This window comes from Lacipirellula parvula (assembly GCF_009177095.1).
Lineage (GTDB): Bacteria > Planctomycetota > Planctomycetia > Pirellulales > Lacipirellulaceae > Lacipirellula > Lacipirellula parvula.
Map to the genome: position 1 here is coordinate 5,630,809 of NZ_AP021861.1, position 26,445 is coordinate 5,657,253.

A 26,445-nucleotide genomic window follows, 5' to 3' on the forward strand; every position below is an offset into this window, starting at 1 on the left:
ACGAGCTAATGACGAGCCTAGAAGCTCAATCATCTGCGTTTATCGGCGTTCATCCGCGGTTCCAAAGTTCTTCGCATTTCCTTGGCGCTCCTGGCGTCCTTGGCGGTTAATTCTTTCGGTTTGAAACAATCCAGGCTGATCAATCATCGCGCTGTGGGTGAATCTACCAACGATCATCGCGGTAGGCCTGTAACGTTTGGTAATTCGAGTAAGCCAGGTAACCAAATAAGATTGCCGTGAACATCAGTTGCCAATAAACGGCCGCAACAAACGCCATCACGATCGCGGTAACCGCCGAAATTTGCAACGAGAGGACTATTCCGCCGCGCGGATTGTGAAGAGTCAGCGCCTCGCGCGAGACTCTACCGCCATCGAGCGGATAGACCGGCAATAAGTTGATGAGGCCCCACACGATGTTCACAAGGAGCACATCGCCCAAAATTGAATTCGCAAACGGCGAACCAAGCGGCTCCCACAGCACCCAGAAGCGATAAATGGGGAAGCCAACCATCGAGGCCATCCGCAGTTGAGGCTTTTCCGCCCACTGCAGCGATGTCGCGTGCCCCATTAAGTTCAACAGGAATAGCGTCGCGAGCGCCAACAAAAATCCTGCAACTGGCCCCGCCAGGGAAATCAGAATCTGGCTGCGCGGGCTGCGGTCCTCATCGTCGCAAGATGCTAAGCCGCCTAAGCCGTACAACGTGATCCAGGGATGCCCGCCGTAGCGTCGCTGCAGAAACGCGTGCCCGAGTTCGTGCACAAGAATTGACACGAATACGACGGCGACCCAACTCAGCAGCTCCGATGGAGTCGTCCCCTTCCCTCCTGGCCGTAATCGCATGACGGCTGTGATGATCCAAAACATCGGATGGACGCGCACCGGGAACCCGAAGACTCGGAAGTGAAGGTCTCCCTGACTTGGCGGCGGTTCGGTGAGCAGCATAGTGCGATCGTGCAGGAGTGAGGCCGCAGTGAATCGCTGCGCGAGTTCGCAGTGCGATGCGGGTTCCCCATTATAACTCGCCCATTTAGCCGCAGGGCTGGCCCTGAACGGTGTGCCACTGGCATCTTGCCAGTGCTGAAGTGGGTGCACGCTCGACACTTCTCACTGGCAAGATGCCAGTGGCACCCATCTAAACGCCCTTCGCAAGCGTCGGGGCTAAATGGCCGTATTCAGCGGCGACGCCTTGCGCTGTTGCGTCGCACCGCGCTGCAGCATGTGCGGCGGCGGAATCTTACCCGCCGTGACGCTGCCGCTATCGTGCGACGCCAACACGTTCGTGATGTAATCCGCCGCCCGCTCCGAGGCCCCGCCGCCGGCGTGCTGGTCGCGCAACAACCGCAGCGCGGCGACGCGACGCCACCGTGCGTCGGCGTCGGTCAGCCACTCCACGCAATGCGCGGCAAGCTGCGCCGACTTGTCGGTTCGCGTGAGATACTCCGGCAACAGTGCGCGCGCGTCCGCCGGATCGTTGGCGTCGTACAAGTGCGCTGGACGCGGCGTGGCGATCTCCTTCGCCGTCAACAGATTCACCAGCGTGATGTACCGCACGCGGCGATACCGCTCCTGCACGATGAAGCCGAACCGCGAGATCTGATACAAAATCACGCTTGGCTTCGCGTGATACAGCAGTTCCAGCGACACCGAACCGCTGCACGCGAGGCAACACGCCGCCGAGTGAATCAGCTCCGGCGTGCGGCCGACGTACACTTCCGCCTTCACGCCCGCCTCCGCGACGAACTTGCGGATCGTCTCGGCCTGCGATTCCTTGAATGCCGCCACGGCAAACCGTGCATCGGGCACTTGCTCGGCAATCAGTCGCGCCGCTTTGAGGAACGACTGCGTGTTAAGCTCCACCTCTTGCGTCCGCGAGCCAGGCAGAATCGTCACGAGCGGCCGCGCATCTTTCGCTAACTCTGCAACGAATTGCTCATCGAGCGTCCGATTGCGCAGTTCGTCGAAGTAAGGATGCCCCACATAGGTCGCGTTGCAACCACGCTCGCGAAACCACGGCTCTTCGAACGGCAGCTTGCAGAGCACGTGGTCGACGAACCGCTGCATCTTCTTCACGCGGTGACTCGCCCACGCCCACACCTGCGGCGTGCCGTAGTAGATCACCGGAATGCCGCGGGCCTTCGCGCGACGCGCGATCCACCAGTTGAAGCCGGGGTAGTCGATCATCACGACGGCGTCGGGACGCTCGTCGCGAAAGTACCGGTCGGCTTGAATCAGCAAGCCAATGAACTTGTGCAGGTTCACCAACACGCGAGCGATCCACATCACCGCGAGTTGCGTGAGATCGGCGTGGAGCTTGCAGCCCGCTGCGGCCATCCGCGGACCGCCGTAGCCGACGTACTCCCAATCGCTGTGCCGTCGCTGGAATGCGCGAATGAGGTTGGCGCCATGCAAGTCGCCGCTCGGCTCGCCGACGGAGAAGAAGATTTTCACGCCACTGCTCCCATTCGCCCACAAAGTCTCAAGGGGCGAGAGTATGGCAAAATACGGAGATTGGCGAAAGCTCGGTTGAGCGGGAAGTGCTGAGGGTTCGGGGTTCAGGGTTTAGAAGGCCGCAGTCATCCAAGCCCTCGCGACAGTCGTCGCCAAAAAAAGAAGGCCGGCGCCCTTCATGAGAACGCCGGCCCCCCAACCAAATCAGCACGCACTAAACGTGCTTTCCCTCGTGATCGTGATCCTCGTCGGCGAGCAACTCCCCATGCTCCCCGTCCTTCTTGTCCTCGTCGGTGACAAACAGGTGCTTGTCTCCCTCGCCATCCTTGTGATCTTCGTCGGCTAGCAGCTTGCCGTGATCGTCATCCTTTTCTTCATCGTTGGCCAACAGCTTGCCGTGGTCATCGTCTTTCTCTTCGTCGTTAACGAATAACTTCCCGTGATCATCGTCCTTTTCTTCGTCGTTCGCGAAGAGCTTGCCGTGGTCGTCATCCTTTTCTTCATCGTTGACCAGCAGCTTGCCGTGGTCGTCGTCTTTCTCCTCGTCGTTCACGAACAGTTTGCCGTGATCATCGTCCTTCTCTTCGTCAGTCGCAAAGAGCTTGCCGTGATCATCGTCCTTCTCCTCATCGGCGAGGAAATGGCCATCGGCGTCTTCGCGCTTTTCATCGGTCGAGAAAGCGTTCATGGCCGCCTGATCGACGCCGCACGGCAGCATCCACAAAGCCATGGCCGATAGCAGCGAAAAACCGGTCCAACGATTCGAAGTCATCAGAGGTGCCCTCAAACAAGAAAAGTAGAAAAGAGTGTTGGTCGCCCGAAACGGGTCGACCGGTGAGTCGTTGAACAAAACCTGTGTCGAGAAGGCCGAGTTGGCAACTCGCGGCGATGATTTTGGAATCGAAAGTCGGAAGTCAAATGAAAAGCCCGACAGCTGGCGGAAAGTACTTGAGAATTCGTACGCGGCGCAATCGGCACAACCAGTTGTTCAAGCTCCCAAGACTGGCGAGGCGGTTCGTTTTCACCACAGAGAGCACAGATGAATGCCTGGAAGAACACATGGTTCCCGGCTTTCTCCGTGTCCTCTGTGTTCTCTGAGGTAAAAGCATTCGACGCAGCGAGCCGCCCAACTTATCGCTCGCCCTGGAGTAGCCAACAAAAAAACGGGGCGTCCCCAGTTGGAGACGCCCCGTCAGCGTGTTTCGAATTGAGCCGGCGAGTTTCGCCGACGCCGCCGTCACTTAAGCGACGAGCAGCAGTTCGCCTTCCTTGTCGCCCTTCTTGCACTTGTCGGCGACGAGGTCCTTGTCCTTCTTCTTCTCGCAATCTTCGTCAGCGAGCAGTTCCTTCTTGTCGCCATCCTTTTCGCAGTCGTCGTCGGCGAGCATGTCGCCTTCTTTGTCACCCTTCTTGCACTTGTCGGCGAGCAACTCGCCATCTTCCTTATCGCCCTTCTTGCACTTATCGGCGACGAGGTCCTTGTCCTTCTTCTTTTCGCAATCTTCGTCGGCGAACAGTTCGCCTTCCTTGTCGCCCTTCTTACACTTGTCGGCGAGCAGTTCGCCTTCTTCCTTGTCGCCCTTCTTCTTTTCGCAATCTTCGTCCGCGAACAGTTCCTTCTTCTCGCAATCGCCGTCCTTTTCGCAGTCATCGTCGGCAACGACGGCGACGGCGTCCTTGTCCTTCTTCTTTTCACAATCTTCGTCCGCGGCGATCGCCACCGCGCAGAACGCGAACAGCGACGTCAAACCGAGGCCGACCAACCATGTGCTCTTCATACGAATCTGGCTCCTGTGAAAGTTTCGGACACAACGCCGCCGTGGCGAAACTATCCGATTCAGATGAAACCGCCGGGCTCCCAGCAAGTTTCGATGGTCCTGCATTCTTCACGGCTAGCGAGTGCCGGGTCAAGAAATTTTGGGGCTAGCCGCGAAAGTTTGATTGCAAACCTGCGGCGAAATGGCGAAGGATTTCCGCAAACGCCGATTATTTCGACACGAAACCCTGCCGCCGCTTACAGTTCCGTCATTTCGAACCGCTAGAAAGATTTCCCACCCCACGACGCCCATTCCTCGTTCAATGGGGTGCCACTGGCATCCTGCCAGTGCTGAAGTGGAAACTCGCTTGACGCTTCTCACTGGCAAGATGCCAGTGGCACCCGTTCGCGCGGGCTGAATAGCCGTCGCGGCATTGGGAATCGACCGCACCAGCCACTCACCTACTCACTCCCCAAATACTCCGACCGCTCAAACCGCGTCCCCGCCTTCACGCGTTTCGCGACTTCCTCGGCATCGAGCGCATACAGCGGGCTGATCTCCACATGCACGCCCGGCGCCACCTGGGCGCCCGCCGCCTCCAGCCACCGCCGATGCTGATCCAGCAAAAACCTGTGGACGTATTCGGGCGTATCCTTCGGCGCCCCCGACGCATTCTTCAGCGGCGCGAACGCTTCCTCCTCCGCATACTCAACCACGATCGGCCGCTCGGCATGCGGCAGCAAATCGAAAATGAACCGCTCGAACTTCAGCGCATTCGGTTCGCTCGGCTTAGCGAGTTTCCCGTCGTTGCCGATGTACTCAGCCTTCTTCCGCGCCACATGGAACGGCAGCGTATCCTTCAGCTTCAGCGAGCGTTCCAAGAACGCCACGTCGAACACATGAATCGCCACGCTCCCCGCCCAATAGACAAGTTCGCCGTTCGCGTCGCGCTGCTCGGCGACGTCGTCGGGAAAATCGCTGTACTCGATGATGCTCACGCGATCGTTGATCATCACGAAGTTGCCGAGCCGCTCCTGCGGCGACTGCTTCGCAATGGCGAGCGACGTCAGCTCCGACTTCGCCAGGATGTGGAAGCCAATGAGCTCCGCATCGCAGATCGGCGCCAGCGGGTTGTCGACCTGAAAGTAAAACAGATGCTTGATGCCGCGGTGCCGCATGTGGTCGAACGCCCCGCTCGCGCCGAGCGCCGCCACCGTACCGCCGTGGCCGTCCGGGCTGAGGAAGATGGAATCCTTCGCTTCGAGCAGCACTTGCCCTGACTTCGCATCGACCGCCGGCATCGTTCCCTGGCAGAAGACGAACAAGTCGTCCTTCGCGAGACCGAAGTGCGCGTTGTCGGCGAGGAACTCGAGCGTGTCGTCGTGCGTGACGGGACTCGTCATCATGTAGAGCGGCGTCGACTTGCCATGCCGCTTGGCAATCGCGCGAATCTTCTCGAGATGAATCTGTGCGAGCGTTGCCTTCGACAACGGACCAATCGGGTACATCCCCTTCGGCTTCTCGAACCCGAGCCGACTCCCCTGCCCGCCCGCGACGAGGATCACACCGACCTCGCCCGCCTCGAGCGCCGCCACGCCCGCGCGTCGCGCCGCCTCGGCCGTGATATGCAAAGGATTGGTCGCCCCCGGCGCCCGCTCGTGCAAGCGTACCGCCGGCGGGGGGGACGCCTGCCGCGCGAGCTCCGCCCAATCAGGCTGATCGATCTCGTCGCGGAACAGCGAATCGAGCAGGTCGAAGTCAATTGACCGCACCTGCCCAGCCAGTTGCTCGCGCCCCGCGGCGTCGAGTTCATCCCAAAACTGCAACACATGCAGCTGGTTGTGTGGCCGCAGCAGGGATTCGAGTTCCGACTTATTGATTGTGGCGGTCATGGTGAATTCTTAGCCTCGCACCCATCGATAGGCCAACCAGCAAAGCAGCGGGAAACCAATGAAGATGACGCTGTAGGTGAACAACGTCGTCCAAAAGTGTCGCGGCCAGCGGGCCATGGGCAGGGATCGTTTCGAGTGAAATAGGAAGAAGCCGTTGCGGAAAAGCGCGCCGCGCGGCCGCAGTGGCCGATTATCCGCAGTCGCGGCGGGCTTGCTAGTGGCTCCTTCTGTAGCAGGCTGCCTTCTGTGGGAGGCGCTCCGACGCCGATAACGGTCACCGCTCTCGAGCGACTCCAGAAGCGACGCGAAATCGGCGTCAGAGACGCCTCCCACAAATCCCCAGCCCCGCGGAGGCGTGATTCCAGCCGGTTGCCGCCCGGCGAACCAAACAGCTATACTGCCAGTTCCGCGCCACCAAGCGCGGCCTCACTCTATTTAACGCTACTAATTTTTTGCTACCTGTGGAGACGACGTTCGTGGCATCCGGAAAATACCTGTTCACAAGCGAAGCAGTCAGCATGGGGCATCCCGACAAGCTGGCCGACCAGATTTCCGACGGCGTGCTCGACGCCCTCTTCGCCCAAGATCCCTACAGCCGCGTCGCCTGCGAGACGATGGTCACCACCGGCATGGTCGTCATCGCCGGCGAGATCACCACGAAGGCCTACGTCGATATGCAGAAGGTCGTCCGCGAGGTGATCCGCGACGTCGGTTACACCGACTCGCCGATGGGCCTCAGCGCCGACCACTGCTCGGTCCTCGTCGCCATCGACGAGCAAAGCGCCGACATCGCGATGGGCGTCAACGACGACGCCTCGAAGGGCAAGGACATCGGCGCGGGCGACCAAGGGCTGATGTTCGGCTACGCCTGCAACGATACCCCCGAGCTGATGCCGCTGCCGATCGCGTTGTCGCACCGCATCATGAACCGCCTGACCGCCGCCCGGAAGAACGGCGAGGTCGATTGGCTCCGTCCCGACAGCAAGAGCCAAGTCACGGTCGAGTACGACGGCAACAAGCCGACCCGCATCGACACCGTGGTCGTCTCGACGCAACACAGCGAAGACGTTTCGAACGAAGCGATTCGCAAGTTCGTCATCGAAAGCATCATCAAGCCGGAACTGCCGGCTGAGCTCGTCACCGGCGAGATCAAGTACCACATCAACCCGACCGGTCGCTTCGTCGTCGGCGGTCCGCACGGCGACTGCGGTCTCACCGGCCGCAAGATCATCGTCGACACCTACGGCGGCTGGGGCCGTCACGGCGGCGGCGCCTTCAGCGGCAAGGACCCGACCAAGGTCGATCGCAGCGCCGCCTACATGGCTCGCTACGTCGCCAAGAACATCGTCGCCTCGGGCTTGGCCGAACGCTGCGAAGTGCAGCTCGCCTACGCCATCGGCGTCACCGACCCGGTGAGCGTCTACGTCGACACCGAAGGCACGGGCAAGATCGAGGACTCGAAGATCTGCGACATCGTGAAGAAGCTCTTCCCGTTGTCGCCGTCGGGCATCATCAAGCACCTCGACCTGCGTCGCCCGATCTTCCGCAAGACGGCCGCCGGCGGCCACTTTGGCCGCAACGAGCCGGAGTTCACGTGGGAGAAGACCGACATGGCCGCGAAGATCAAAGCTGAAGCTGACAAGCTGTAAGCGGCGATTTAAATTGAAGTACTAACGAGCAGCCCCGACCTAGCTAGGTCGGGGCTGCTTTTTTATTTCGTTCGCACTCACCCCACCCTGCCCGATCAACGCAACTTTTCAATCCGACTTGGCCGCGCGCCCCCTCGTCGGGTATCGTACTCGGCATGGCGACGGTTGGATCCTCCGCTACCCTCCCTGAACGGACGCGCAACCTCACGATCACGTGGGTCCGGGCCGCTGCGCCTGGCGGCGTTATCGCCCTGCTCGTCGTCGGCTCGGTGCTCGTCACCCGCCGCGCGGCCGGCGCCTTCACCTCGCACCTGCCGACGTTGCCGCTGCTGGCAACGATCCTGCTCACGGCGCTGGTCCTCCTCGGCGGCCGCGTCGCTTGGCGATTCACCAGCCCGCCGCGGCGGCGGGAACAACTCCAATTCCGTGAACAACTCGTCGGCTGGGGGGGCACGCTCACGCTCGGCCTGATGTTCCTCGGCTGCTCATTTCCGTCGTTCGACTATTGGAACTGGCTCTGCTGGCTGCCGCTCATCGTCGCCGACTATCTGCAGCGCGACTGGTTCTTCGACGCCGCCCCCGGTTGGACGCCGCGACTGGTCGATCACGAATCGGGCCTCGGCCCCTGGCGCCCGCGCGGCGAACTAGTCGACTCGTCCGACGTCCTCTCGCTGCGTGAAGAGCGGCGCGAACACTACCCGCTGTTCGATCGCGAGTTCGACGACGCGGAACTTAAGACCGCGCTCCACGAGGAACACGACGAAGAACTTGAGGATGCTGAACACGCTGTTGACTCGCTCGACGCCAATGTTCTGCAACAACTCACCCGCATTCGCGACGAGGCCGGCGTCGAAACCATCTTCGGCACGCTCCGCGCCGAGTTCGTCGCCGGGCAACGACACGCGACGCTCCACGTCGGCTTCTGCCCGCCGCTCGCCGGGCGGCCTACGATCGAAGCCGACCCGTCGGACGGCCCCGACGCCACGGTGAAGGTGATTCAATCGCTCGCCCACGGCACGCGGCTCGAAGTTCGCCTCGCAACGCCGGCCGCCGAGGAGTGTTCGGTGTTAATCGAGTTCACCGCGACGCCGACATAACTCTAGCCCCGGGCTCCGCCCGGGGGTCGCCCACCACGCCGGCAACCGTCGCCCGCATGAAAGTTGAGGTCCCCTCCCTTTGAGGGGGAGGGTTAGGGAGGGGTGACGGCAGCGGGTACCAGGGTTCTTAACCCCCTCCCCAGCCCTCCCCTCAAGGGGGAGGGAGCCGGAACTTTCAATTCAATGGAGTTAGCGTTGAAGTAAGTTTCGCGTTTGGTGTCAAAAAACCTTACGTCCCGCTCTTATTCCACCCCTCCGCCGTCTGCACAAACCGCTGCGGCGGCGTGCCGACAAACGTCCGGCCGTTCCACGTCCGCACCTCCAGCGTCAGCGTCGCCCCGTCAACGGTGAGCACGTTGTACGCATTCGGCTCATCGCGGCGACGATGCGAAATCGCCGTCCCCGCCTGAATCACCAGAATCGACCGCTTCACTTCCACATGATGCGGCCGCACGTCACCTGAATACGCCACGTGCAAGTGGCCGGCGAGAATCAGATGGCAGCCGCACGCTTCAAACACCCGCAGCGCCGCCGGTCCGCCGTCGACCAGTGCCGCGTTTGGCTCCTTCGCCGGCGGAATGAACGGATGATGCGCGACGAGAATCTTGCACGCCGCATCCGCCTGGGCAACGAAGAACTGCCGTAACCGCTCGACCTGCTGCGGCGAGATGCGACCATCCTTCCAAGTGTTCGAGCGAGCCGTGTTCACGCCCGCCACCGCGAGTTCCGCATCGTAAAACGTCGGCTCAACGTTCACGCCGATGAACCGCCGGTAGTTATCAAGCGGCGTCAGCCAGCGTGCGATCGCGTTGTACAGCGGGATGTCGTGATTCCCCGGCACGACAATCCGCGGCAGTTCAATGTGCTTGAGGAATCGCTCCGCATCGGCGAACTGCGACGCCCGCGCTCGCTGGGTGAGGTCGCCGCTCACCACGAGCAACTGCGCCGCTTGCTGATCGATATCTTTCAACAAACCTTCCGCGATCGCCGGCTCCTCGGCGCCAAAGTGGAGGTCGGAAAGATGAATAATGCGTCGCATGGCGGATGCAAAAACCGGAATGCTATTTAACACAGAGAGCACAGAGAAAATGCAATCGCGACACAACGATTGTTTCATTTTGCTGAATTAGACGTTGCTCGCCTTTCTCTGTGCCCTCTGTGTCCTCTGTGTTGAGAATCTTCTTTATTCAGATCGTTCGTTAGGGACGAGGACATTCAGCGCCCGCGGCAAAATCTCATAATGCAGCGGCGCCTCCATCCGCATCACCTCCCCGTCCGCCGCGAGGTGAAGCCGACTCCGCCGCGTCTCCATCCACACCTCGCGCGGATAGAGCGTTTCAAAATCGCGGTCTTGCTGCAAGCGGCCCAGTGCTCCGTTGAGCAGCAACTTCAACATCCCCCACCGCGTTTGCGCGCGAGCGACGTATAGCGACAGCACACCTTCGTCGAGCCGATCGCGGGCGCCAATCTTCAGTAGATCGAGCCGGTACCGATTGTTGCCCACGAAAATGAGGGGCGTCTTCAAGTGGTCAACCTTCCCCTCGACATCGAGGCGCACCTGAATCATCGGCGCCCGCACAAACGTCTTCATTGCCGCGAGCGCCATCGCCGGCCACTTGCTGAGCTTCAATCGGCTCCGCGTCGCATCGCGATCGACAACCGCACGGGCATAGACGCCGACGGACGAGTTGTTGATGAAGATCCGGTCGTTCACTCGCGCGAGATCAACCGGGCGAGCGTTACCCGCGGCGATGACCTTCGCCGCTTCGGCAAGGTCGAACGAAATGCCGAGGTCTTTCGCGAAATGATTGAGCGTTCCCAGCGGCAATACGCCGAGCGGCGTCGGCCCGCCGACGAGCGCGGCCGCCACGGTGCTGATCGTCCCGTCGCCGCCGCCGGCCACCACCGCATCAACGCCCGCCTTCACGGCAGCCCGCGCTTCGTCGTCGAGTTGATCGCCGGCCACGCTCCGCACATCGGCGTCAACGCCGGCGGCGGAGAGTGCATCAGCCACTTGCTGAGCAGGATCGGTATTGGCGTTCGCATTCGCGGCATATGTGCCGGAATCGCGGTTCAGGAGGGCGATGACCTTCATGCGGCGGTGGCTCTGATTGTTTGCGGGTGCCACTGGCGTGTCGCCAGTGTGCGGCGGAGACTCGGTCGCCACTTCACCTTCGTTGGATGCGGGTGACGGAGTCGCTCCGGCGGGTCGTTGACCCGCGGCTACCTCGCAAGGCAAACCCTATTCCGCAAATAGCGGCCGGTCGCTGTCGTCATTTCCCCGCCGCGGACGCCCGCCGTTGATCACCGCGTCTGGGCTCACGCCCAAATGCTCGTACCCCTTCGCGGTCAGCTTCCGCCCGCGCGGCGTCCGAACGACCAACTCCGAGCGGAGCAGAAACGGCTCCACTTCGTCGGTGAGCGTATCGACCGCCAGGTTGAGCGTGTGGGCGATCGCCTCGACGCCCGCCGGACCGCCGTGGAAGACGCGGAGGATCGTCTCCATATATTTGCGATCTTGCGGATCGAGGCCCAGCGGATCGACGCCGAGCATGCCGAGCGCCGCCTCGGCCACCGGCAGCGTGATCTTCCCCGCCGCCTTCGTCGTCGCGTAGTCGCGCACCCAGCGGAGCCGGTTGTTCGTGATCCGCGGCGTGCCGCGACTGCAGATGGCGATCTTCAGCGCCGCCTCGTCGTCGATCTCCACCCGCAGCTTGCGGGCGTTGCGGCGAGTGATCTCAGTCAACTCCTCGTGCGAGTAAAAGTCGAGATGCTCGCGCACCTGGAACCGATCGCGCAACGGCGCCGACAGCAAGCCGCTACGCGTCGTGGCGCCGATGATCGTGAACGGCCGCAGCGCCATGTTCACCGTGCGAGCGCTCACCCCTTCGCCGAGCGTGATGTCGATGCGAAAGTCTTCCATCGCCGGGTACATGAACTCTTCCACCGCCTTCGGCAGGCGGTGGATTTCGTCGATGAACAGCACCGACCCTTCTTGGGCGTTCGTCAGGTACGGCAGCAAATCTTTCGGCGCGCTGAGCGCGGCGCCGCTGGCGATTTGCAGCGGCACGTCGAGCGCTCGCGGAATGCACGTGGCAAAGGTCGTCTTGCCGAGCCCCGGCGGCCCATCGAGCAAAATGTGCCCCAGCGTCTCCTGCCGAATCCGGGCGGCGTCGACGGCGATCATCAGCCGCTCGTACACCTCGCGCTGGCCAACCATATCCTCCATCCGCTGCGGACGGAGAACCTGATCGTCCTCGCGGCCAAGCGGTGTGTACCCCGAGGGCTCGTCGGGTTCGAAAGCGTCGTCACTGGAAATAATCGGCTCGCGCGACATGAAGCACAGCTGAAAGGCAGAGGAATGAATTCAAAGGTCGACGGCAAGCAGCGAACAAGCGAGCCGGGGCGTCCCCGCCCCCGGCGCTTGCGAACTTTCTGAACACTTGTACGCTACCGCTGGTGGTACTATACCCGAATCCAACGGGATAGGTGAACCGCGAAACGGCGGCCCGATGCACGTACCAGGGCGGAACGATGGCTGAGATCGTCTGGCGAAACTACCTACGCACGAAGACCCGCAATCCGCGGTTTCTGTGGAAGATGGTGATCTCGATCCTCACGATCGGCGTGGTCGTCGGGCTGGCGGTCGACGCCTCAGTGCCAGCATGGATCAATACCGACGAGGTTAAAGAAGAGGAAGCGACTGATACCCCGAAGCCAACTCCCGAGAAGGAGCGTTGGAATCAGCTCGGGGAACTGGCTGACAACGGCCAATGGCAGGAACTATTTTACGCGATCCCGGAACTCGCTTCGGTCCGTTGGCATCACTGGGGAACGACAGCGCTAGCCGTACTCACCGCGGCCTGTTGGATGTCGTTCCTGCTGCAAGCGATTCAAATTCGCGGCCCCGCGGACTACCGCTGGTGGGGCGCACTCCTTGGACTGGCGCTCGGCGTCGTCAGCATCTGGCCGACGATCTTCTTTATCTTTTGGCAAGAACGCGTCTGGGGGCTAGTCGAGAGCGCCGAGTTGGCGGCCGGCATTCGCGACAACGTCCTCGGCGTCGGCTTGCGGGAAGAACTTTCAAAATTCATCTGCTTCTTGCCGCTGCTGCCGCTCGTGGTCTGGAAGCGCGATGAGTTGGCCGCACTGCTGTTGGCAGGAGCGGTCGGCTTGGGCTTTGCGATGGAGGAAAACATCGGCTACGTCGGCGCAAGCGCCGGCACGCAGACCATTGGGCGTCTCCTCATGCCCGCTCCGTTTCACATGGCGATGACCGGCCTGATTGGCCTCGCCGCGTACCGCGCCTGCGTCTGGCCGCGGCAGTGCGGCCCAGTGTTCATCGCCATCTTCGGAGTCGTGGCGATGGCTCACGGTTTCTACGACGCATTCATCTTGGTTGAAGTGCTCGCAGAGTATTCCATCGTCACGAGCCTGATCTTCATCCTACTGATGTACCAGTTCTTTCGAGAACTCCGCGCGCTTCAACGCACCATGCCGAACTCCCCCGTGAGCCTGACGGCCAACTTCCTGTTCTGCATTTCGACCGTTGCCGCCGCAACGTTCATTTACCTCTCGGCGGCGATTGGATCGAAAATGGCGGGCGACGTGATGGTCTTGGGAATCGTCGCCGAGAGCGTGATGGTCTACCTCTTCCTCCGCGAAATGCCGGAGACGATGGTGACGGTGTAGTAGCCGCGGCTCAACAAGCCGCCGGAGCGAGCCACAAATGGAGAATGCTGAATGGGGAATGGGGAATGGGGAGAAGCGTTCTCCCCATTCCCCATTCCCCATTCCTCATTCGGCATTTCCTCTCACTGCTCCGGCGGGTCGTTGACCCGCGGCTACCGCATCACCCCGCGGCGGTGTGTTCGCGTTGACCAACGCCGCTGCCGACCGGTGGCAGCGAATCGAGAAACTCCCCAAGCGCCTTGTAGTACTCATCCGGCTGCGGGGCGTTGTGGCTTCCCTCTTCCACGACGAAGAACGTCTTCTGCGCCGTCGTCGCCGCGTCGAACAGCTTCTTCCCCATCTCGAACGGCACCACTTCGTCCGCCGTGCCGTGGCTTTGAAACAGCGGACCGCGATAGGTGACGATCCGCTCGATCGACGGGTAGCGATTCTTCATCACCCACCGCACCGGCAGCCAGGGAAAGTGATACGCGGCAGTTTCGACCATGTCGGCGAACGTTCGTTCGAGCACCATGCCGCGCACCGGATGTTCCGACGCGAGCCCCACCGCCACCGCGCCACCGAGCGAGCGGCCGTACACGACGATATCGCTCGGCTCCACGCCGGCCCGCTTGGCGAGCACCAGCTGCGCGGCCCGCGCGTCGGCGAGCAGGTTACTCTCATGCGGCCGGCCGACGCTCTTGCCGTAACCGCGATAGTCCCACGCAAAGATGCTCACGTCGGTTCGATCGTGCAGCTTCTCGAGCAGCGGCCGCAACTCGGCGACGTTCTCGCCATTGCCGTGGCAGAACAGCACGACAGCCTTCGGATTCGGATGCGGCACATACCAACCGTGGAGCTTGGCGCCGTCGGCGCCGTTGAACTCGATGTCTTCGTGTTTGAAATCGGCGGCGACCCAATCGCCCTCGCGGGCGCTCGGTGCGGGATAGACGAGCCAGCGTTCCACGAGGCTGAGCATAACCACCACCGCCAGGTACGAGAAAAGGAGCGGCAGCACGACGCGACGCACGCGGCGGACGGCCTTCGCCATGGTCGGCGATATCTCCATTTTAGTCCCTCAAGCGGCTGGGGCGAGTTTTTGTTACCCCGAGGGCGTCCGTGGTCAGTAGTCCGTTGTCAGTTGCGGGAAAACGCCAAGATTTCTCCAGCAACTGACGACTGACCACGGACAACTGACACTTAGCCGTTCTGCCGCTGCTCATAAACAGCCCGCAGCATTTCATCGACGTCCTTATATTTCTTCTTACGGCCGAGCGCGTCATCGAGCAATTTGCGGGCGTCCGCTTCGCTGTGGCCGAGGGCCCGCAATGCATCAAACGTTTCGCTCAGCACGTCGCGCTCGGTCGCCGTGTCGGCCGGCAAGTCGCGGCCGACCAGCAGCGCGAACTTCGGCACCTTCCGCCGCAGCTTCGCAATCACCCGCTCCGCCGTCGCCGGCCCGATGCCGGGCAAGGCTGCGAGTCCCTTCGCATCTTGATCTTCGATCAACGCGGCCACTTCTTGGACAGGTCGCACCATCGACCGCAGCGCTTTTTTCACGCCGACGCCGTCGACCTGGCAAAAGAGCTCGAAAAACTCCCGCTCGATCGGATTGAGAAACCCCACGAGCCGCGGCGTCAGCCGGCTCGCCATCTGGTTTCCTTCGAGGTACTCAATCGTGTGCAAACTCGTTTGGTGCCCAATCGACGCCTGCAACTGCCGGCGCGTGAATTCGGGAATCAGCACCTCATATTCAAACGCCCCGACGGCCAGCGTCAGCACGTCGCCCATCACAGAAATCGGCACGCCAGTAATCTTGGTAATCATCAGCAGTTGCGAGTCACGAGTTTCGAGTTGTGAGTTAATTAGCCCCGGGCGCTTCAAGCCCGGGGGCGCGGCGCCACCGTCGGCGTCACCACCACATCCAGCCGCAGCCCGCCCGCCGACGCCGTCGACGAATACACATGGCACAATGCAATCGCCAGCGCATCGGCCACGTCCGCTGGCTCCGGCAGCGTTGAGAGCCGCAGCTCGCGCTGCACGGCCAGCTGCATCTGCGACTTCGGCGCTCGGCCGTTGTCGGTGAGCGCCTTCTTTACTTGCGTCGCCGCGTAATCGTGCACGTCGATTCCCGCCTGCGCCGCCGCCAGCACAATCACCCCGCGGGCATGCCCCATGAGAATCGCCGTCGTCGGCCGATCGTAGTGGGCGTAAATCTTTTCGAGCGCCAGCGCCTGCGGCTTGAGCGACGCGATCACGTCGGAGACGCCGTCGTGAATCTCACGCACCCGCGCGGTGAGCGAACCCTTCGTCTTGCCGCGCACGACGCCCGCCTCGACGAGCCGCACCCGCCGATTGACGATCTCCAGCACCCCGTAACCGGTGGTGTTGAGGCCAGGATCGATGCCGAGGATACGCATGGTGGCGGCTTCTTGCCGAAGGGACTACGAATCATTCGATTAATGTTTACAGCGACTTGAGCAGCCGCTCGTAAACTTCATGCTTGCCGATCCAAAACCAAACGATGTCGTCGCCGTCTACCAGACCGACGACTCGAAAGTCATCCGTAACTCTAGCGGAATAGACTGGGCGAGTAGGGTGAACCTTCTTGAACTGCAAGCTCCGGTGTCGCGGGTCAGCGTCGAACTGGCGGTAAGCAGCGCGAGCCCGATCACGAATCTCTCTCGGAAGCTTCGCTAACAACTCGCGAAACGCCTCCGTCGTGTGCGACGTCATAACGTTTCCGGATTGAGCGGCTTCGTCTTACCCGCACGATGTTCGGCCAATGCCTCGTCCGCAAGCTTGGAGAGCAGATCGGGCGAACGATTGAACAACTCATCCCATCGCTGTTCCGAATCGAGTTCGTGAAGCATCCACGCACCAAATGCTTCTTGCTCGTCAGGCGGGAGCTGCGAAGCCCTTTCAAAAGCTTCTTGCAACGACTTGGTCATGGGAACGCCTCAACAATCGTCGGATGGTCTGCTATCTATTTTACCTTGCGAGCGGGTGGGGGGAATTGGAATCGCCGCCTTAAACCAGCCTTCCCTGACGGCTCAAATTCTCTTCGCTACGGCACACGGCGGGCGCCTCGCTACCCTCGGCTCCACTCCGTCCCGCCGGCGCGATCTTCCAGGACAATCCCCGCCTCTTTCAGCCGATCGCGAATCGCATCGCTCGTCGCAAAATCTTTGTTCTTGCGAACCGTTTGCCGCAGCTCGATCAACATCGCCATCACCTTGTCGACGGCGCCGTCGCCGCCGCCGGTCCACTCGGCGCCGCTGGGGCGATCTTCGATCTTGATCCCCGCCGGGGCCAGCCCGTCGCGAATCGCGTCGGCCATCGCAAAGTTCTTCGCCGCGCGGGCGTTCGCCCGCAGGTCGATCACCAGCGGCATGATCTTGCCAAGCGTCTCGTCGCTGCCGCCGGCAGCCACCGCCGGCGCCTTCTGGAAGATGCCCAGAATGTTCGCCAGTTCCTTGATCGTCGCCATCAGCAGCGTCAGGTCGCCAATAGTGGCGTTGTCGGCGCCGCCGTTCTCGAGGTTCTTCTCATCGCAGTAGCGGTTCGCGATCTTCGCAAGTTCAAACAACTCGCCAATGGCGCCACCAGTATTAAAGTCGTCGTCCATCGCGGTGATGAACCGCGCTTTGCACGCCGCGGCGGCGTCGAGTGTTTCGTTGCCGGTCGGCTGCGCGTCGCCCTCGGTGCGATGAGCGCGGGCCTGCAGATGATAAAAATCGCCCTTCGTGATGCGGTGGTAACGCTTGAACAACCGGTAGAACGATTCGAGACCGATCGCCGCCTCTTCAATCGCCTCTTCGCTGAACAGCACCGTGCTGCGGTAATGCGTCCGCAACAGGAAAAAGCGGATCCGCTCGCCCCCCTGCTTCGCGATGAGCGTCGCCAACCCGCCGGCGCCCTTCGAACGGCTCATTTTGCCGCTCACTTGCTCTTCCGCCGGCGCTTCGGTCGCATCGCCGGTCCGCTCCGCACGGCCGCCAATCTTCCCAGCGTTCGCATCGCGCCGCAGCAGACCGTTATGCGCCCAATACGTGGCGAACGTCTTGCCGTGGCAGCATTCGCTTTGGGCGATTTCGTTTTCATGATGCGGGAACACCAAGTCGAGCCCGCCGCCGTGGATGTCGAACGTCTCGCCCAGCAGCTTCTTGCTCATCGCCGAGCACTCGATATGCCACCCCGGCCGCCCCTTCGCCCACGGGCTATCCCACGCCGGTTCGCCTGGCTTGGCACTCTTCCACAGCGCAAAGTCGGCCGCACTCCGCTTCCGGTCGGCCCCGCCGCCGCCGTCGCCCTGCACCTGGTCAAGCGTGCGGTTCGAGAGCTTGCCGTACTCGCGATCCTTCGCGACGTCGAAGTAGACGTCGCCCGCCGATTCATACGCATACCCGTTGTCGACGAGTGACTGGATGATCGCGATGATCTCGTCCATGCACTCGGTCGCCCGCGGGAAGTGATCGATCTGATCGACCCCCAGCGCCGTGAGGTTGCCGTTGTAGTCGGCAATGTTTTCCTCGGCGACGTCGAGCATCGAGATGCCACGCTCGTTCGCCTTGTTGATCAGCTTGTCGTCGACGTCGGTGATGTTCACCACCCACGTGACGTCGTAGCCGCAGTACTTCAGGTAGCGCTTGATGCAATCGAAGATCACCGGCCCGACCATGTGGCCGATGTGGGCCTTGTCGTACACCGTCGGCCCGCAGAGGTAGACGCCGACCTTCCCCGCCTGCACAGTGCGGAACGGCTCTTTTTTCTTGGAGAGCGTGTTGTAAACCGTCAGCGTCGGATGAGGAGCCGAAAGTTCGCCAGCCGGCGATTGCGTAGAAGCAGAAGCACTCATGGAATTATGTCAGTTGTCCGTGGTCAGTAGTCAGTTGTCTTGTGTCGTAGCCGCGGGCGGGCGGCCGGCCGGAGCGGCGCGAGTTGGGCTCTAAATGGTGTGCCACTGGCGTGTCGCCAGTGCGGAAACGGGTACTCGCTCGGCACTTCTCACTGGCGACACGCCAGTGCCACCCCTTACGTTTTGATTTGTTCCAGCAGCACCACGCACCGCGCCTCAATCAGCTCTTCCAGCCCCACCGGCCCCACTCCCTCGCCGGTCTTCGCCTTCACGTTGACTTGGCTCGGCTCGACGCCGAGGATCGCGGCGACGCGATCGACGATCGCGGCTTTATGCGGCGAAAGTTTTGGGCGCTGGGCATGGACGACGGCATCGAGATTCGCCAGCCGATACCCGGCGGCGACGACGCGGTCGTAAGCCAATCGCAGCATGTCGGCCGAGTCGCGGCCGCGGTTCACTTCCTCCGTGTTCGGGAACAAGACGCCGATATCGGGCAGTCCCGCGGCGCCGAGCAAGGCGTCGGTCACGGCATGCAGCAACACGTCGGCGTCGCTATGCCCCACCGCATGCCGATCGTGCGGCACGTCGAGGCCCCCCAACCGCAGCGGTCCGCCGGGCGCGAGGCGATGGGAATCCTCTCCCAGTCCGATCCGTGGTTGGTTTGCGTGAATTGCCTAGGCTCCCTCCGCGCGGATTATAGCGGAGAGGGCAATCCGCGGCCTATAGGACATCCGCCCGCCAGTAGCCGCGGGTCAACGACCCGCCGGAGCAGTGATCGAAACCGCCACGCCCCCACGCGATTCATCCCAGCACCGAACGCCAACGGCGTTCCATCATCCAGCCCGGGGTTGATTGCAGCAGCAATCTACCCCGGGTCGCCCCAACGATTTCGGCCCTCAACCCTGAAGGGGTTGCATCCGAGGCGATCGAAAATGTGCGACTACCAATAAGCCGCTCCGGCGGGTCGTTGACCCGCGGCTACTCCGCCCGTTTCGGCGGCCCCTGCCGAAAGCTAATCGCCAGCCGATTCCACGCATTCATCGCCCCAATAATCAGCGTCAGGTCCACGACGTCCTTCTCTTCGAAGTGCCGCCGCACTTCCGCGAACGCCTCATCAGGCACGCCCGTCTGCGACACCAGCGTCACCGACTCGGCCCACGCCAGCGCCGCCCGCTCGCGATCGTCGTACAGGTCGGTCTCGCGCCACACCGGCAAACAGTCGAGCCGCTGCTGCACCTCCCCCGCCGCTCGCGCTTCGCGCGAGTGCATGTCGACGCAGTACGCGCAGCCATTGATCTGCGAAGTCCGCAGTTCCACCAGCGCCCGCAGCCGCGGCGAGATCGCCGTCGATTGGATATAAGGCCGCGTCGCCGCCAGGGCTTTTACCGCCTCGGGCGCTACGCGGGCGTAATCAAGTCGCTTCGACATCTCGCCGTCTCCCGCTAAAAATCCACTTCCTTGGCGGCAAATCGCACTTGCCGCTCCGTTGCCGATTTGTAAGGCAATTCAAAATTTTTTTTGGCCCGAACCGCAGCTACCCGCAACCCGCTCGCGGCGAGCCGCAACGCCGCAGCCGCCGCGACATCGACGACATAAAGCATCGTCAATCATCGAGTTACGCATCGCCGCCGGCATAATCGTTACGCCCAATCCGCGCGTTTCACAACTCGAACGTGGAGAGCCACGTTGACCGCACCACTTGAACCGCCCCGCCGTACGACTAGTTTAACCTATTCGGGTCACCACTAGATGCACACCTTTTGATGATGAGTTGAGTAGTCTAATGAAGAAAACGAGTCTGATTCCCTCCCTCCTGCGGGCCCGCTCGGCCGCCCGCGCCGGCGCTGCCGGCCTCCTCGCCTTGGCCCTTAGCGTCTCCTCCGCGAGCGCTAGCCTGCTCGGCACGGCCGGCCAATACGGCGAATTCATCCTCGGCAACTCGACCCGTTCGAACGTCGACGCCCAGGGCAAAGTCGCCGTCGGCGGCATCGCCAACTTCAACAACTTCACGGTCGCCAGCCAACAAGCCACGAACACGACGAACCTCGTCGTCGGCGGCACGTTGAGCGCCAATTCCGCCTCGGTGAAGGGTCACATCGTCACCGGCGGCAACGCCACCTACACGACCCCCACGGTCAACGGGAACTTCAGTTCGAACGGCAGCCTCACGTTCGGCAGCGGCGGCACGGTCAACGGCAACGTCCGCTACGGCACCACGTTCAACCAGAACGGCGCCACGATCAGCGGCACGATCACCGGCCCCGTCGCCACGCCCGTTCCGGTTGATTTCGCCGCCGAAGGCGCCTACCTGACGGCCCTCTCGGCCGCTCAAGTGAACCCGGCCGACCCGACGCCGACCTTCCAATTCAGCCAGATGTTCATCAACGCCGGCGCTGGCGCCAACTACTACAACCTCACCGGCGCCCAGATCGCCGGCTCCCCGGGCGGCTTCAACATTACCGCCCCGGCCGGCGCCACGGTCATCCTGAACGTCTCCGGCTCGGGCTTCACGATCCCCAACACCGGCTTCAACCTGAGCGGCGGCATCACCGTCGCCAACCTGCTCTGGAACTTTTACGACGCCACGTCGTTCACGATCCAAGGCAGCGCCGCCGGCACGTTCTTGGCCCCGAAGGCTGCGATTTCGACCTCGTTCGGCGGCTTCAACGGCAACCTGATTGCCGCCTCGCTGACCGGCAGCATCGAGACCCACACGCTGAACGGCGGCGGCGGCGTGCCGACGTTCTTCGACGGTCCGCTCCGCCCGATCCCGGTCCCGGAACCCGCCACCGCCGGCCTGCTGAGCATCGCCGCAGTTGCCGGCGTCGCGCTCCTGCGTCGCCGCCGCACTGCCTAAGGGCAGGCATCATCGCGAAGCGGTGAACGCCGAAGTTCACGCGAATTCCCCGGGCGAGGTCGTCCCAACGACCTCGCCCATTTTCTTGCGCTCAGACAACACTCCTCCCCACTTCGGACTGGTCGCTTAAGCGACCAGTCCAATGCGGCCCCCACCAACCAACGCCCCGCCCTTCGCGCAAAATTGCAAATTTTTGTGTCGAAACTAGGCCACCCGATTTGCTAGGCTCCAAGTTGCCTCTCACTGCAGAACAGACGGTACTAGGCCAGATCGCCGCGCAATCGGGCGACACGACCGCCCGCTCGCCCCTCCGCTCTTTGACAATCAACTCCGCCGCACCGCCCGTCGATGCAACCTGGCCGGGTAGCCCCGCACATGTCGCGTCGCCCCTGATGTCGCCTCCAATGCGACATCAGGGGCGACACAAAAAGGCGTAACACGATCTAAGGCAACCACTTAGACGCCGTTCCTTAGTGTCGCCTAAAATCGCACTTTGCTCTTCGACCCCACGCGACACGACACCAAAACTGCCAAAGCCGCCCCACTCCCCGCCACTGACCACTGACAACGGACAACTGACCACCCACGCCATTGACCACCCGCCCAGCCCCCTGTACCTTGAGCGATTCGACTTACTTTCCTGGCCCCTCGCGGGGCAACTGGATCCTTACTGGCTCCCCTTAGCGGAGCACCTGCCATGGCCGTCCCCAAGCGCAAACACTCCAATTCCCGCACCGGCAAGCGTCGCTCGCACCACGGTCTGAAGCCGAAGCAGCTTCAATCGTGCCCCAAGTGCGCCACGCCGCAGCCGAGTCACGTCGTCTGCCCGAACTGTGGCCACTACATGGGCCGCACGATGGTCGAGACTGGGGAGTAAGGGAAGCTAGCCGGCTTCGGACTTCAGGCAGCAGGCAATTAAGAATCGAGCCTTTCGCTTCTGAAGCCTGCGGCCCGCTGCCTGTAGCCTCATGAAAACTGCTTTTCTCTTTCCCGGACAGGGCGCCCAAACCGTCGGCATGGGCGCGGAGCTCGCCGCCACGCTTCCGGCTGCTCGCGAGCTGTTCGATCGCTCCGCCGCGATCCTCGGTTACGACCTGCTCAAGCTCTGCGCCGAAGGCCCAGCCGAGCAGCTCAACGCCACCGAGTTCAGCCAGCCAGCCCTCTTCGCTTGCAGCCTCGCAGCGCTCGAGAAGTTCCGCGCTGAGCAGCCGCAGATCGTCGACGAGTGCGCCGCCACCGCCGGCCTGAGCCTCGGCGAGTACACCGCCCTGGTCTTCGCCGGCGCCATGGACTTCGAGACCGGCCTCCGCCTCGTGCAAGAGCGCGGCCGTGCAATGCAAGCCGCCGCCGACCTCACGCCGAGCGGCATGGTCAGCATCCTCGGCATGGAACGCGACCGCATCGAAGAGCTTTGCAACGAAGCCCGCAATGGCGACGTCCTGCAAGTGGCCAACCTGCTCTGCCCCGGCAACATCGTCGTCTCCGGCGGTCGCGAGGCGTGCAGCCGCGTCGCTCAGCTGGCTGAAGCCGCCGGCGCCATGAAGGTGATCCCGCTCACCGTGGCCGGCGCCTTCCACACGCCGCTCATGCAGCCCGCCTACGATCGCCTCGCGAAGGCCGTCGCCGAGGCCGAGATCAAATCACCCCGCATCCCGGTGATTTCGAACGTCGACGCCGAGGCCCACAGCGACCCCGCCGAGATCCGCCAGCTGCTCGTCAAGCAGCTCGTGAGCCCCGTGCAGTGGGAACAATCAATGCGGAACCTGCTCGGCCCGCACGGCGTCGAACGAGCCTACGAAATCGGCCCCGGCCGCGTGCTGACCGGCCTGATGAAACGAATCGAACGCAAGTTCCCCTGCGAGAACGTTGCGGCTTAGCAAAGAAGAAATGCAACCGCCAAGGACGCCAAGAGCGCCAAGGCGGAATGCGAGAGATCATTACCACAACGACACGACGGACACGACGAAAGCCAAAAAGACGAGCGACTGGCAGTTATCGCATTTCATTCGTCATTCGGATTTCGTCATTCGTCATTAACTGAATTCCGTCGTGCTCGTCGTGCCGTCGTGGTTCAATTACCCCTTGGCGTCCTTGGCGTCCTTGGCGGTTAAGCAAAAGAACTTCCAAACAAACAGGCAAACGCCATGGCAGACGTGAACCGTCGCATTCAAGTTGACCTCTCCGGCCAAGTCGCCCTCGTCACCGGCGCTTCGCGCGGCATCGGCAAGGCGATCGCCATCGCCCTCGGCAAGGCTGGCGCCACCGTCGCGTGCCTCGCCCGCAACGAAGAGAAGCTCAAGGAGACCGCCGCCGAGATCACCGCGGCCGGCGGGAAGGCCTCGATCCACTCGTGCGACGTGACGAACTCCGACGCCGCTCAGGCCTCGGTCGACGCCGTCGTCGAGCAGCATGGCCGCCTCGACATCGTCGTGAACAACGCCGGCATCACCAAAGACACGCTCCTGCCGATCATGAGCGACGACGACTGGGATCAGGTGATCGCCGCCAACCTGCGGTCGGTCTTCCTGTTCAGCCGCGCCGCCGCCAAGGTGATGATGCGGCAGCGTTCGGGCCGGATCATCAACATGTCGAGCGTCTCGGGTCTCGTCGGCAACCCAGGCCAGTCGAACTACTCGGCGTCCAAGGCGGGCATCATCGGGTTCACGCAAACCGTGGCCCGCGAACTCGCCAAGCGGAAGATCACCGTCAACGCGATTTGCCCCGGTTTCATCGCCACCGACATGGCCGAGGCCCTTGGCCCGGCGATCATCGACGAGGTGAAGAAGCGGATCCCGGCCCAGCGGATCGGCGAGGCCGACGAGGTGGCCGATGCGGTCCTGTACCTGTCGAGCGACTCGGCCAGCTACATCACTGGCCAGGTGATCACGGTCGACGGCGGGATGACCGCGTAGAGGCCCTGTTTGCGGCAGTTTGCGTCGTTTCCGCAGACCGGGGGCGACCTGGACAGCCCCCCGACGAGACGTTATATCTTGACCTCCTTCGCAAGCCCCCTCTATCTTACAGGGCTTGCAAGGATAGCAGCGGGATGGCCCAGCATGCCGGCGCCAGCCGGAACAGTGACTACCAAAACGGATTTTGAGGAGCCTCGCGATCGTCTTCTGACGACGCCGTTTCCCCAAATCGAGACATATAGAATCAACTGGAATTTGTAGGGAGGAACTCAGCGTGGCTTCGATCATGGAACGCGTAACGGACATCGTCTCCGAGCAACTCGGCGTCGATAAGGACAAGATCACCGCTGAAACGTCGTTCGTGAACGACCTGGGCGCCGACTCGCTCGACACCGTCGAACTCGTGATGGAACTCGAGGAAGAGTTCGACATCAACATCCCGGACGACGCCGCCGAGAAGATCCAAACGGTCGGCCAAGCGGTCGCCTTCATCGAGCAAAACTCGAAGAGCTAGCTGGCAGCAGGTTCGTGCGGATCGCCGGGGGCAGACTGACGTTGGCCCAATGGGTCCGACGCGCCGATAATATCAGCAGCGGTAACGCTGCAGCGACGAGGGCCTGAGCCTCGACTCGGTCGCTGCCTTCGACTGGACTCCAGGCTCAGAATCCGTACTCCCTACGAAGCGATGAAACGACGAGTCGTTGTCACAGGCATGGGCGCCGTCACCTCCCTCAGCTGCAAAGTTGAGGAGCTCTGGCAGCGCATCCTTGAGGGGCAAAGCGGTATCCATACGCTGCAGTGCTTCGACACTGCCGACTACAAAGTGCGCTTCGGCGGCGACGTCCATGATTGGACGACCGACGGCTACGTCGATGCGAAGGACGCGAAGCGAGTCGATCGTTTCACGCAGTTCGCGCTCGTCGCTGCCATCGACGCCGTCGCGCAGTCGGGACTCGACTTCTCGAAGGAAGATCCCTACATGTGCGGAGCCATCATTGGCTCCGGCATCGGCGGGCTCAACGAGATCGAAGAGCAAGAGCGTCGGCTGATCCTCAAAGGCCCGGACCGCGTTAGCGCGTTCACCATTCCGAAGCTGATGCTGAACGCCGCGAGCGGTCAGATCTCGATCCGCTTCGGCCTGCGTGGTCCGAACTACGCGATCGCTACCGCCTGTGCCAGCGCGACCAACGCGATGGGCGACGCCTACAAGGCCATCCAATACGGCGACGCCGACGTCATGGTCACCGGCGGCGCGGAAGCGGCCATCACGCCCATTGGCGTAAGCGGCTTCTCGAACATGCGGGCCCTCTCGGAACGGAACGACGACCCCGCTCGCGCGAGCCGGCCGTTCGATTCCGATCGCGATGGGTTCGTCCTTTCCGAGGGCGCGGGCATCCTGGTGTTCGAAGAGCTCGAACACGCGAAGGCCCGCGGCGCGAAGATCTTCGGCGAAGTCCTCGGCTACGGCGCCAGCGCCGACGCCGGGCACATCACCCAGCCCGATGAAAACGGCACCGGCGCGGCTCGCGCAATGAGCAACGCCCTCCGCGATGCGAAGCTCGATCCGACCGCCATCGACTACATCAACGCCCACGGCACCAGCACCCCGCTTGGCGACAAGGCCGAGACGGTCGCCGTGAAGCGCGTCTTCGAAGATCAAGCCTTCAAGCTCAACGTCTCCAGCACGAAGAGCCAACTTGGCCACCTGCTCGGCGCGAGCGGCGGCGTCGAGTTGATCTTCTCGCTGCTAGCCCTCCGCGATCAGGTTTGCCCGCCGACGATCAACCTCGAGAATCCCGATCCGGCCTGCGATCTGAACTACACCGCGAAGGTTCCTCAACAGCGCAAAATCAGTGCGGTGATGAGCAACAGCTTCGGCTTCGGCGGCCACAACGCCACGATTATCGCCGGGCTTTTGAAGTAGTTGCGGGAATTCGTAGGTCGGCCCAATTCTGGAAGGCGTTCCTCGGAACGGCCTTGCGGCGAATCGATTTGACCTGGTACGAGTGCGACCTAGAGTTGCACAGCTCAAGACGTACCGCAGGTGATCGATACGATGTCTCTCCCGAATACGAACGTTGGCGCTTTCGACGCCCGGACCCGCTTCTTCGAACTCCTCGAACGGATCGAGGCCGGCGAAGAAGTGACCATCATGCGGCACGGCAAGGCCGTCGCCCGCATCGTCCCGCCGACGATCGCCGCCACGCCAAAGCCCCGCAAAGAGCGGGCGAGCAGCGTGCCGATGCCGAACCTCTCGCGCTATGCCGAACTGGCTCTGAGCTAAGGCGCAGAGTCGCGCGTGC

General features: G+C 62.3%; 27 protein-coding genes. 10 read left to right on the plus strand and 17 right to left on the minus strand.

Going from position 1 to position 26,445, the window contains the following annotated elements:
* Positions 1-163: 163 nt before the first annotated feature.
* The 5 genes from PLANPX_RS22035 to PLANPX_RS22055 all read right to left on the minus strand — a co-directional run bounded on the left by PLANPX_RS22035 (position 164) and on the right by PLANPX_RS22055 (position 6,098).
* On the minus strand, positions 164-943 hold the full coding sequence (locus PLANPX_RS22035; protein ID WP_152100814.1) for a site-2 protease family protein: 780 nt from the start codon (positions 941-943) through the stop codon (positions 164-166).
* A gap of 216 nt (positions 944-1,159) precedes the next feature.
* A complete protein-coding gene (gene lpxB, locus PLANPX_RS22040; RefSeq protein WP_172992245.1) occupies positions 1,160-2,449 on the minus strand; it encodes a lipid-A-disaccharide synthase in 1,290 nt (429 codons plus the stop codon).
* A gap of 214 nt (positions 2,450-2,663) precedes the next feature.
* Positions 2,664-3,221 carry a hypothetical protein gene (locus tag PLANPX_RS22045; protein ID WP_152100816.1) on the minus strand — a complete coding sequence of 186 codons (558 nt, stop codon included), beginning with the start codon at positions 3,219-3,221 and terminating at the stop codon, positions 2,664-2,666.
* Positions 3,222-3,690: 469 nt separating this feature from the next.
* Positions 3,691-4,227, minus strand: coding sequence for a hypothetical protein (locus PLANPX_RS22050; RefSeq protein ID WP_152100817.1), 537 nt, complete (start codon positions 4,225-4,227; stop codon positions 3,691-3,693).
* 440 nt (positions 4,228-4,667) lie between these two features.
* Positions 4,668-6,098, minus strand: coding sequence for a UTP--glucose-1-phosphate uridylyltransferase (locus PLANPX_RS22055; RefSeq protein ID WP_152100818.1), 1,431 nt, complete (start codon positions 6,096-6,098; stop codon positions 4,668-4,670).
* 476 nt (positions 6,099-6,574) lie between these two features.
* Between PLANPX_RS22055 and metK the strand changes: the two genes are divergently transcribed.
* Both metK and PLANPX_RS22065 read left to right on the plus strand, forming a co-directional pair.
* Positions 6,575-7,747: a methionine adenosyltransferase gene (gene metK / locus PLANPX_RS22060; protein WP_152100819.1), complete on the plus strand. Its 1,173-nt coding sequence runs from the start codon at positions 6,575-6,577 to the stop codon at positions 7,745-7,747.
* A 155-nt stretch (positions 7,748-7,902) separates the two neighbouring features.
* The gene (locus PLANPX_RS22065; RefSeq protein WP_152100820.1) at positions 7,903-8,844 is read left to right on the plus strand and encodes a hypothetical protein; all 942 of its coding nucleotides are present in this window, start codon (positions 7,903-7,905) and stop codon (positions 8,842-8,844) included.
* A gap of 229 nt (positions 8,845-9,073) precedes the next feature.
* Here PLANPX_RS22065 and PLANPX_RS22070 read toward each other — a convergent pair whose 3' ends face one another.
* The 3 genes from PLANPX_RS22070 to ruvB all read right to left on the minus strand — a co-directional run bounded on the left by PLANPX_RS22070 (position 9,074) and on the right by ruvB (position 12,181).
* Positions 9,074-9,883 (minus strand): metallophosphoesterase family protein, encoded by an 810-nt coding sequence (locus PLANPX_RS22070; protein WP_172992246.1) that lies wholly within the window; start codon positions 9,881-9,883, stop codon positions 9,074-9,076.
* A gap of 144 nt (positions 9,884-10,027) precedes the next feature.
* The gene (locus tag PLANPX_RS22075) at positions 10,028-10,939 is read right to left on the minus strand and encodes a diacylglycerol/lipid kinase family protein (protein ID WP_152100822.1); all 912 of its coding nucleotides are present in this window, start codon (positions 10,937-10,939) and stop codon (positions 10,028-10,030) included.
* A gap of 147 nt (positions 10,940-11,086) precedes the next feature.
* The gene (gene ruvB / locus PLANPX_RS22080; protein WP_152100823.1) at positions 11,087-12,181 is read right to left on the minus strand and encodes a Holliday junction branch migration DNA helicase RuvB; all 1,095 of its coding nucleotides are present in this window, start codon (positions 12,179-12,181) and stop codon (positions 11,087-11,089) included.
* 197 nt (positions 12,182-12,378) lie between these two features.
* On the opposite strand from ruvB, the gene PLANPX_RS22085 reads away from it, so the two are divergent.
* Positions 12,379-13,536 (plus strand): PrsW family glutamic-type intramembrane protease, encoded by a 1,158-nt coding sequence (locus tag PLANPX_RS22085; protein ID WP_152100824.1) that lies wholly within the window; start codon positions 12,379-12,381, stop codon positions 13,534-13,536.
* Between the two features lie 160 nt (positions 13,537-13,696).
* Here PLANPX_RS22085 and PLANPX_RS22090 read toward each other — a convergent pair whose 3' ends face one another.
* From PLANPX_RS22090 to PLANPX_RS27530, 9 genes are all read right to left on the minus strand, one after another.
* Positions 13,697-14,566: an alpha/beta hydrolase gene (locus PLANPX_RS22090; RefSeq protein WP_172992248.1), complete on the minus strand. Its 870-nt coding sequence runs from the start codon at positions 14,564-14,566 to the stop codon at positions 13,697-13,699.
* Positions 14,567-14,715: 149 nt separating this feature from the next.
* On the minus strand, positions 14,716-15,342 hold the full coding sequence (gene ruvA, locus PLANPX_RS22095) for a Holliday junction branch migration protein RuvA (RefSeq protein ID WP_152100826.1): 627 nt from the start codon (positions 15,340-15,342) through the stop codon (positions 14,716-14,718).
* Between the two features lie 53 nt (positions 15,343-15,395).
* Complete coding sequence (gene ruvC / locus PLANPX_RS22100) at positions 15,396-15,935, minus strand: crossover junction endodeoxyribonuclease RuvC (protein WP_152100827.1); 540 nt, start codon at positions 15,933-15,935, stop codon at positions 15,396-15,398.
* Positions 15,936-15,981: 46 nt separating this feature from the next.
* On the minus strand, positions 15,982-16,251 hold the full coding sequence (locus PLANPX_RS22105; RefSeq protein ID WP_152100828.1) for a type II toxin-antitoxin system RelE family toxin: 270 nt from the start codon (positions 16,249-16,251) through the stop codon (positions 15,982-15,984).
* Positions 16,248-16,466: a hypothetical protein gene (locus PLANPX_RS22110; RefSeq protein WP_152100829.1), complete on the minus strand. Its 219-nt coding sequence runs from the start codon at positions 16,464-16,466 to the stop codon at positions 16,248-16,250. The genes PLANPX_RS22105 and PLANPX_RS22110 overlap by 4 nt, the downstream gene beginning before the upstream one ends.
* A gap of 140 nt (positions 16,467-16,606) precedes the next feature.
* A complete protein-coding gene (gene cysS, locus PLANPX_RS22115; RefSeq protein ID WP_198421796.1) occupies positions 16,607-18,373 on the minus strand; it encodes a cysteine--tRNA ligase in 1,767 nt (588 codons plus the stop codon).
* Positions 18,374-18,549: 176 nt separating this feature from the next.
* On the minus strand, positions 18,550-19,044 hold the full coding sequence (gene ispF, locus PLANPX_RS22120; protein ID WP_152100830.1) for a 2-C-methyl-D-erythritol 2,4-cyclodiphosphate synthase: 495 nt from the start codon (positions 19,042-19,044) through the stop codon (positions 18,550-18,552).
* A 307-nt stretch (positions 19,045-19,351) separates the two neighbouring features.
* Positions 19,352-19,801: a carboxymuconolactone decarboxylase family protein gene (locus PLANPX_RS22125; protein ID WP_152100831.1), complete on the minus strand. Its 450-nt coding sequence runs from the start codon at positions 19,799-19,801 to the stop codon at positions 19,352-19,354.
* 14 nt (positions 19,802-19,815) lie between these two features.
* Positions 19,816-19,974: a hypothetical protein gene (locus PLANPX_RS27530; protein WP_172992249.1), complete on the minus strand. Its 159-nt coding sequence runs from the start codon at positions 19,972-19,974 to the stop codon at positions 19,816-19,818.
* A 182-nt stretch (positions 19,975-20,156) separates the two neighbouring features.
* Here PLANPX_RS27530 and PLANPX_RS22130 point away from each other — a divergent pair, with 182 nt between their 5' ends.
* From PLANPX_RS22130 to PLANPX_RS22160, 7 genes are all read left to right on the plus strand, one after another.
* A complete protein-coding gene (locus tag PLANPX_RS22130; protein WP_152100832.1) occupies positions 20,157-21,230 on the plus strand; it encodes a choice-of-anchor A family protein in 1,074 nt (357 codons plus the stop codon).
* A gap of 697 nt (positions 21,231-21,927) precedes the next feature.
* Entirely contained in the window at positions 21,928-22,107 is a 180-nt protein-coding gene (rpmF, locus tag PLANPX_RS22135; protein WP_152100833.1) for a 50S ribosomal protein L32, read from the plus strand.
* A 91-nt stretch (positions 22,108-22,198) separates the two neighbouring features.
* The gene (gene fabD, locus PLANPX_RS22140; RefSeq protein ID WP_152100834.1) at positions 22,199-23,107 is read left to right on the plus strand and encodes an ACP S-malonyltransferase; all 909 of its coding nucleotides are present in this window, start codon (positions 22,199-22,201) and stop codon (positions 23,105-23,107) included.
* Positions 23,108-23,383: 276 nt separating this feature from the next.
* Positions 23,384-24,142: a 3-oxoacyl-[acyl-carrier-protein] reductase gene (gene fabG / locus PLANPX_RS22145; RefSeq protein ID WP_152101966.1), complete on the plus strand. Its 759-nt coding sequence runs from the start codon at positions 23,384-23,386 to the stop codon at positions 24,140-24,142.
* A 274-nt stretch (positions 24,143-24,416) separates the two neighbouring features.
* Entirely contained in the window at positions 24,417-24,656 is a 240-nt protein-coding gene (locus tag PLANPX_RS22150) for an acyl carrier protein (RefSeq protein ID WP_152100835.1), read from the plus strand.
* A gap of 171 nt (positions 24,657-24,827) precedes the next feature.
* Complete coding sequence (fabF, locus tag PLANPX_RS22155; protein ID WP_152100836.1) at positions 24,828-26,066, plus strand: beta-ketoacyl-ACP synthase II; 1,239 nt, start codon at positions 24,828-24,830, stop codon at positions 26,064-26,066.
* Between the two features lie 132 nt (positions 26,067-26,198).
* The gene (locus PLANPX_RS22160) at positions 26,199-26,426 is read left to right on the plus strand and encodes a type II toxin-antitoxin system Phd/YefM family antitoxin (RefSeq protein ID WP_152101967.1); all 228 of its coding nucleotides are present in this window, start codon (positions 26,199-26,201) and stop codon (positions 26,424-26,426) included.
* Positions 26,427-26,445: the final 19 nt, after the last annotated feature.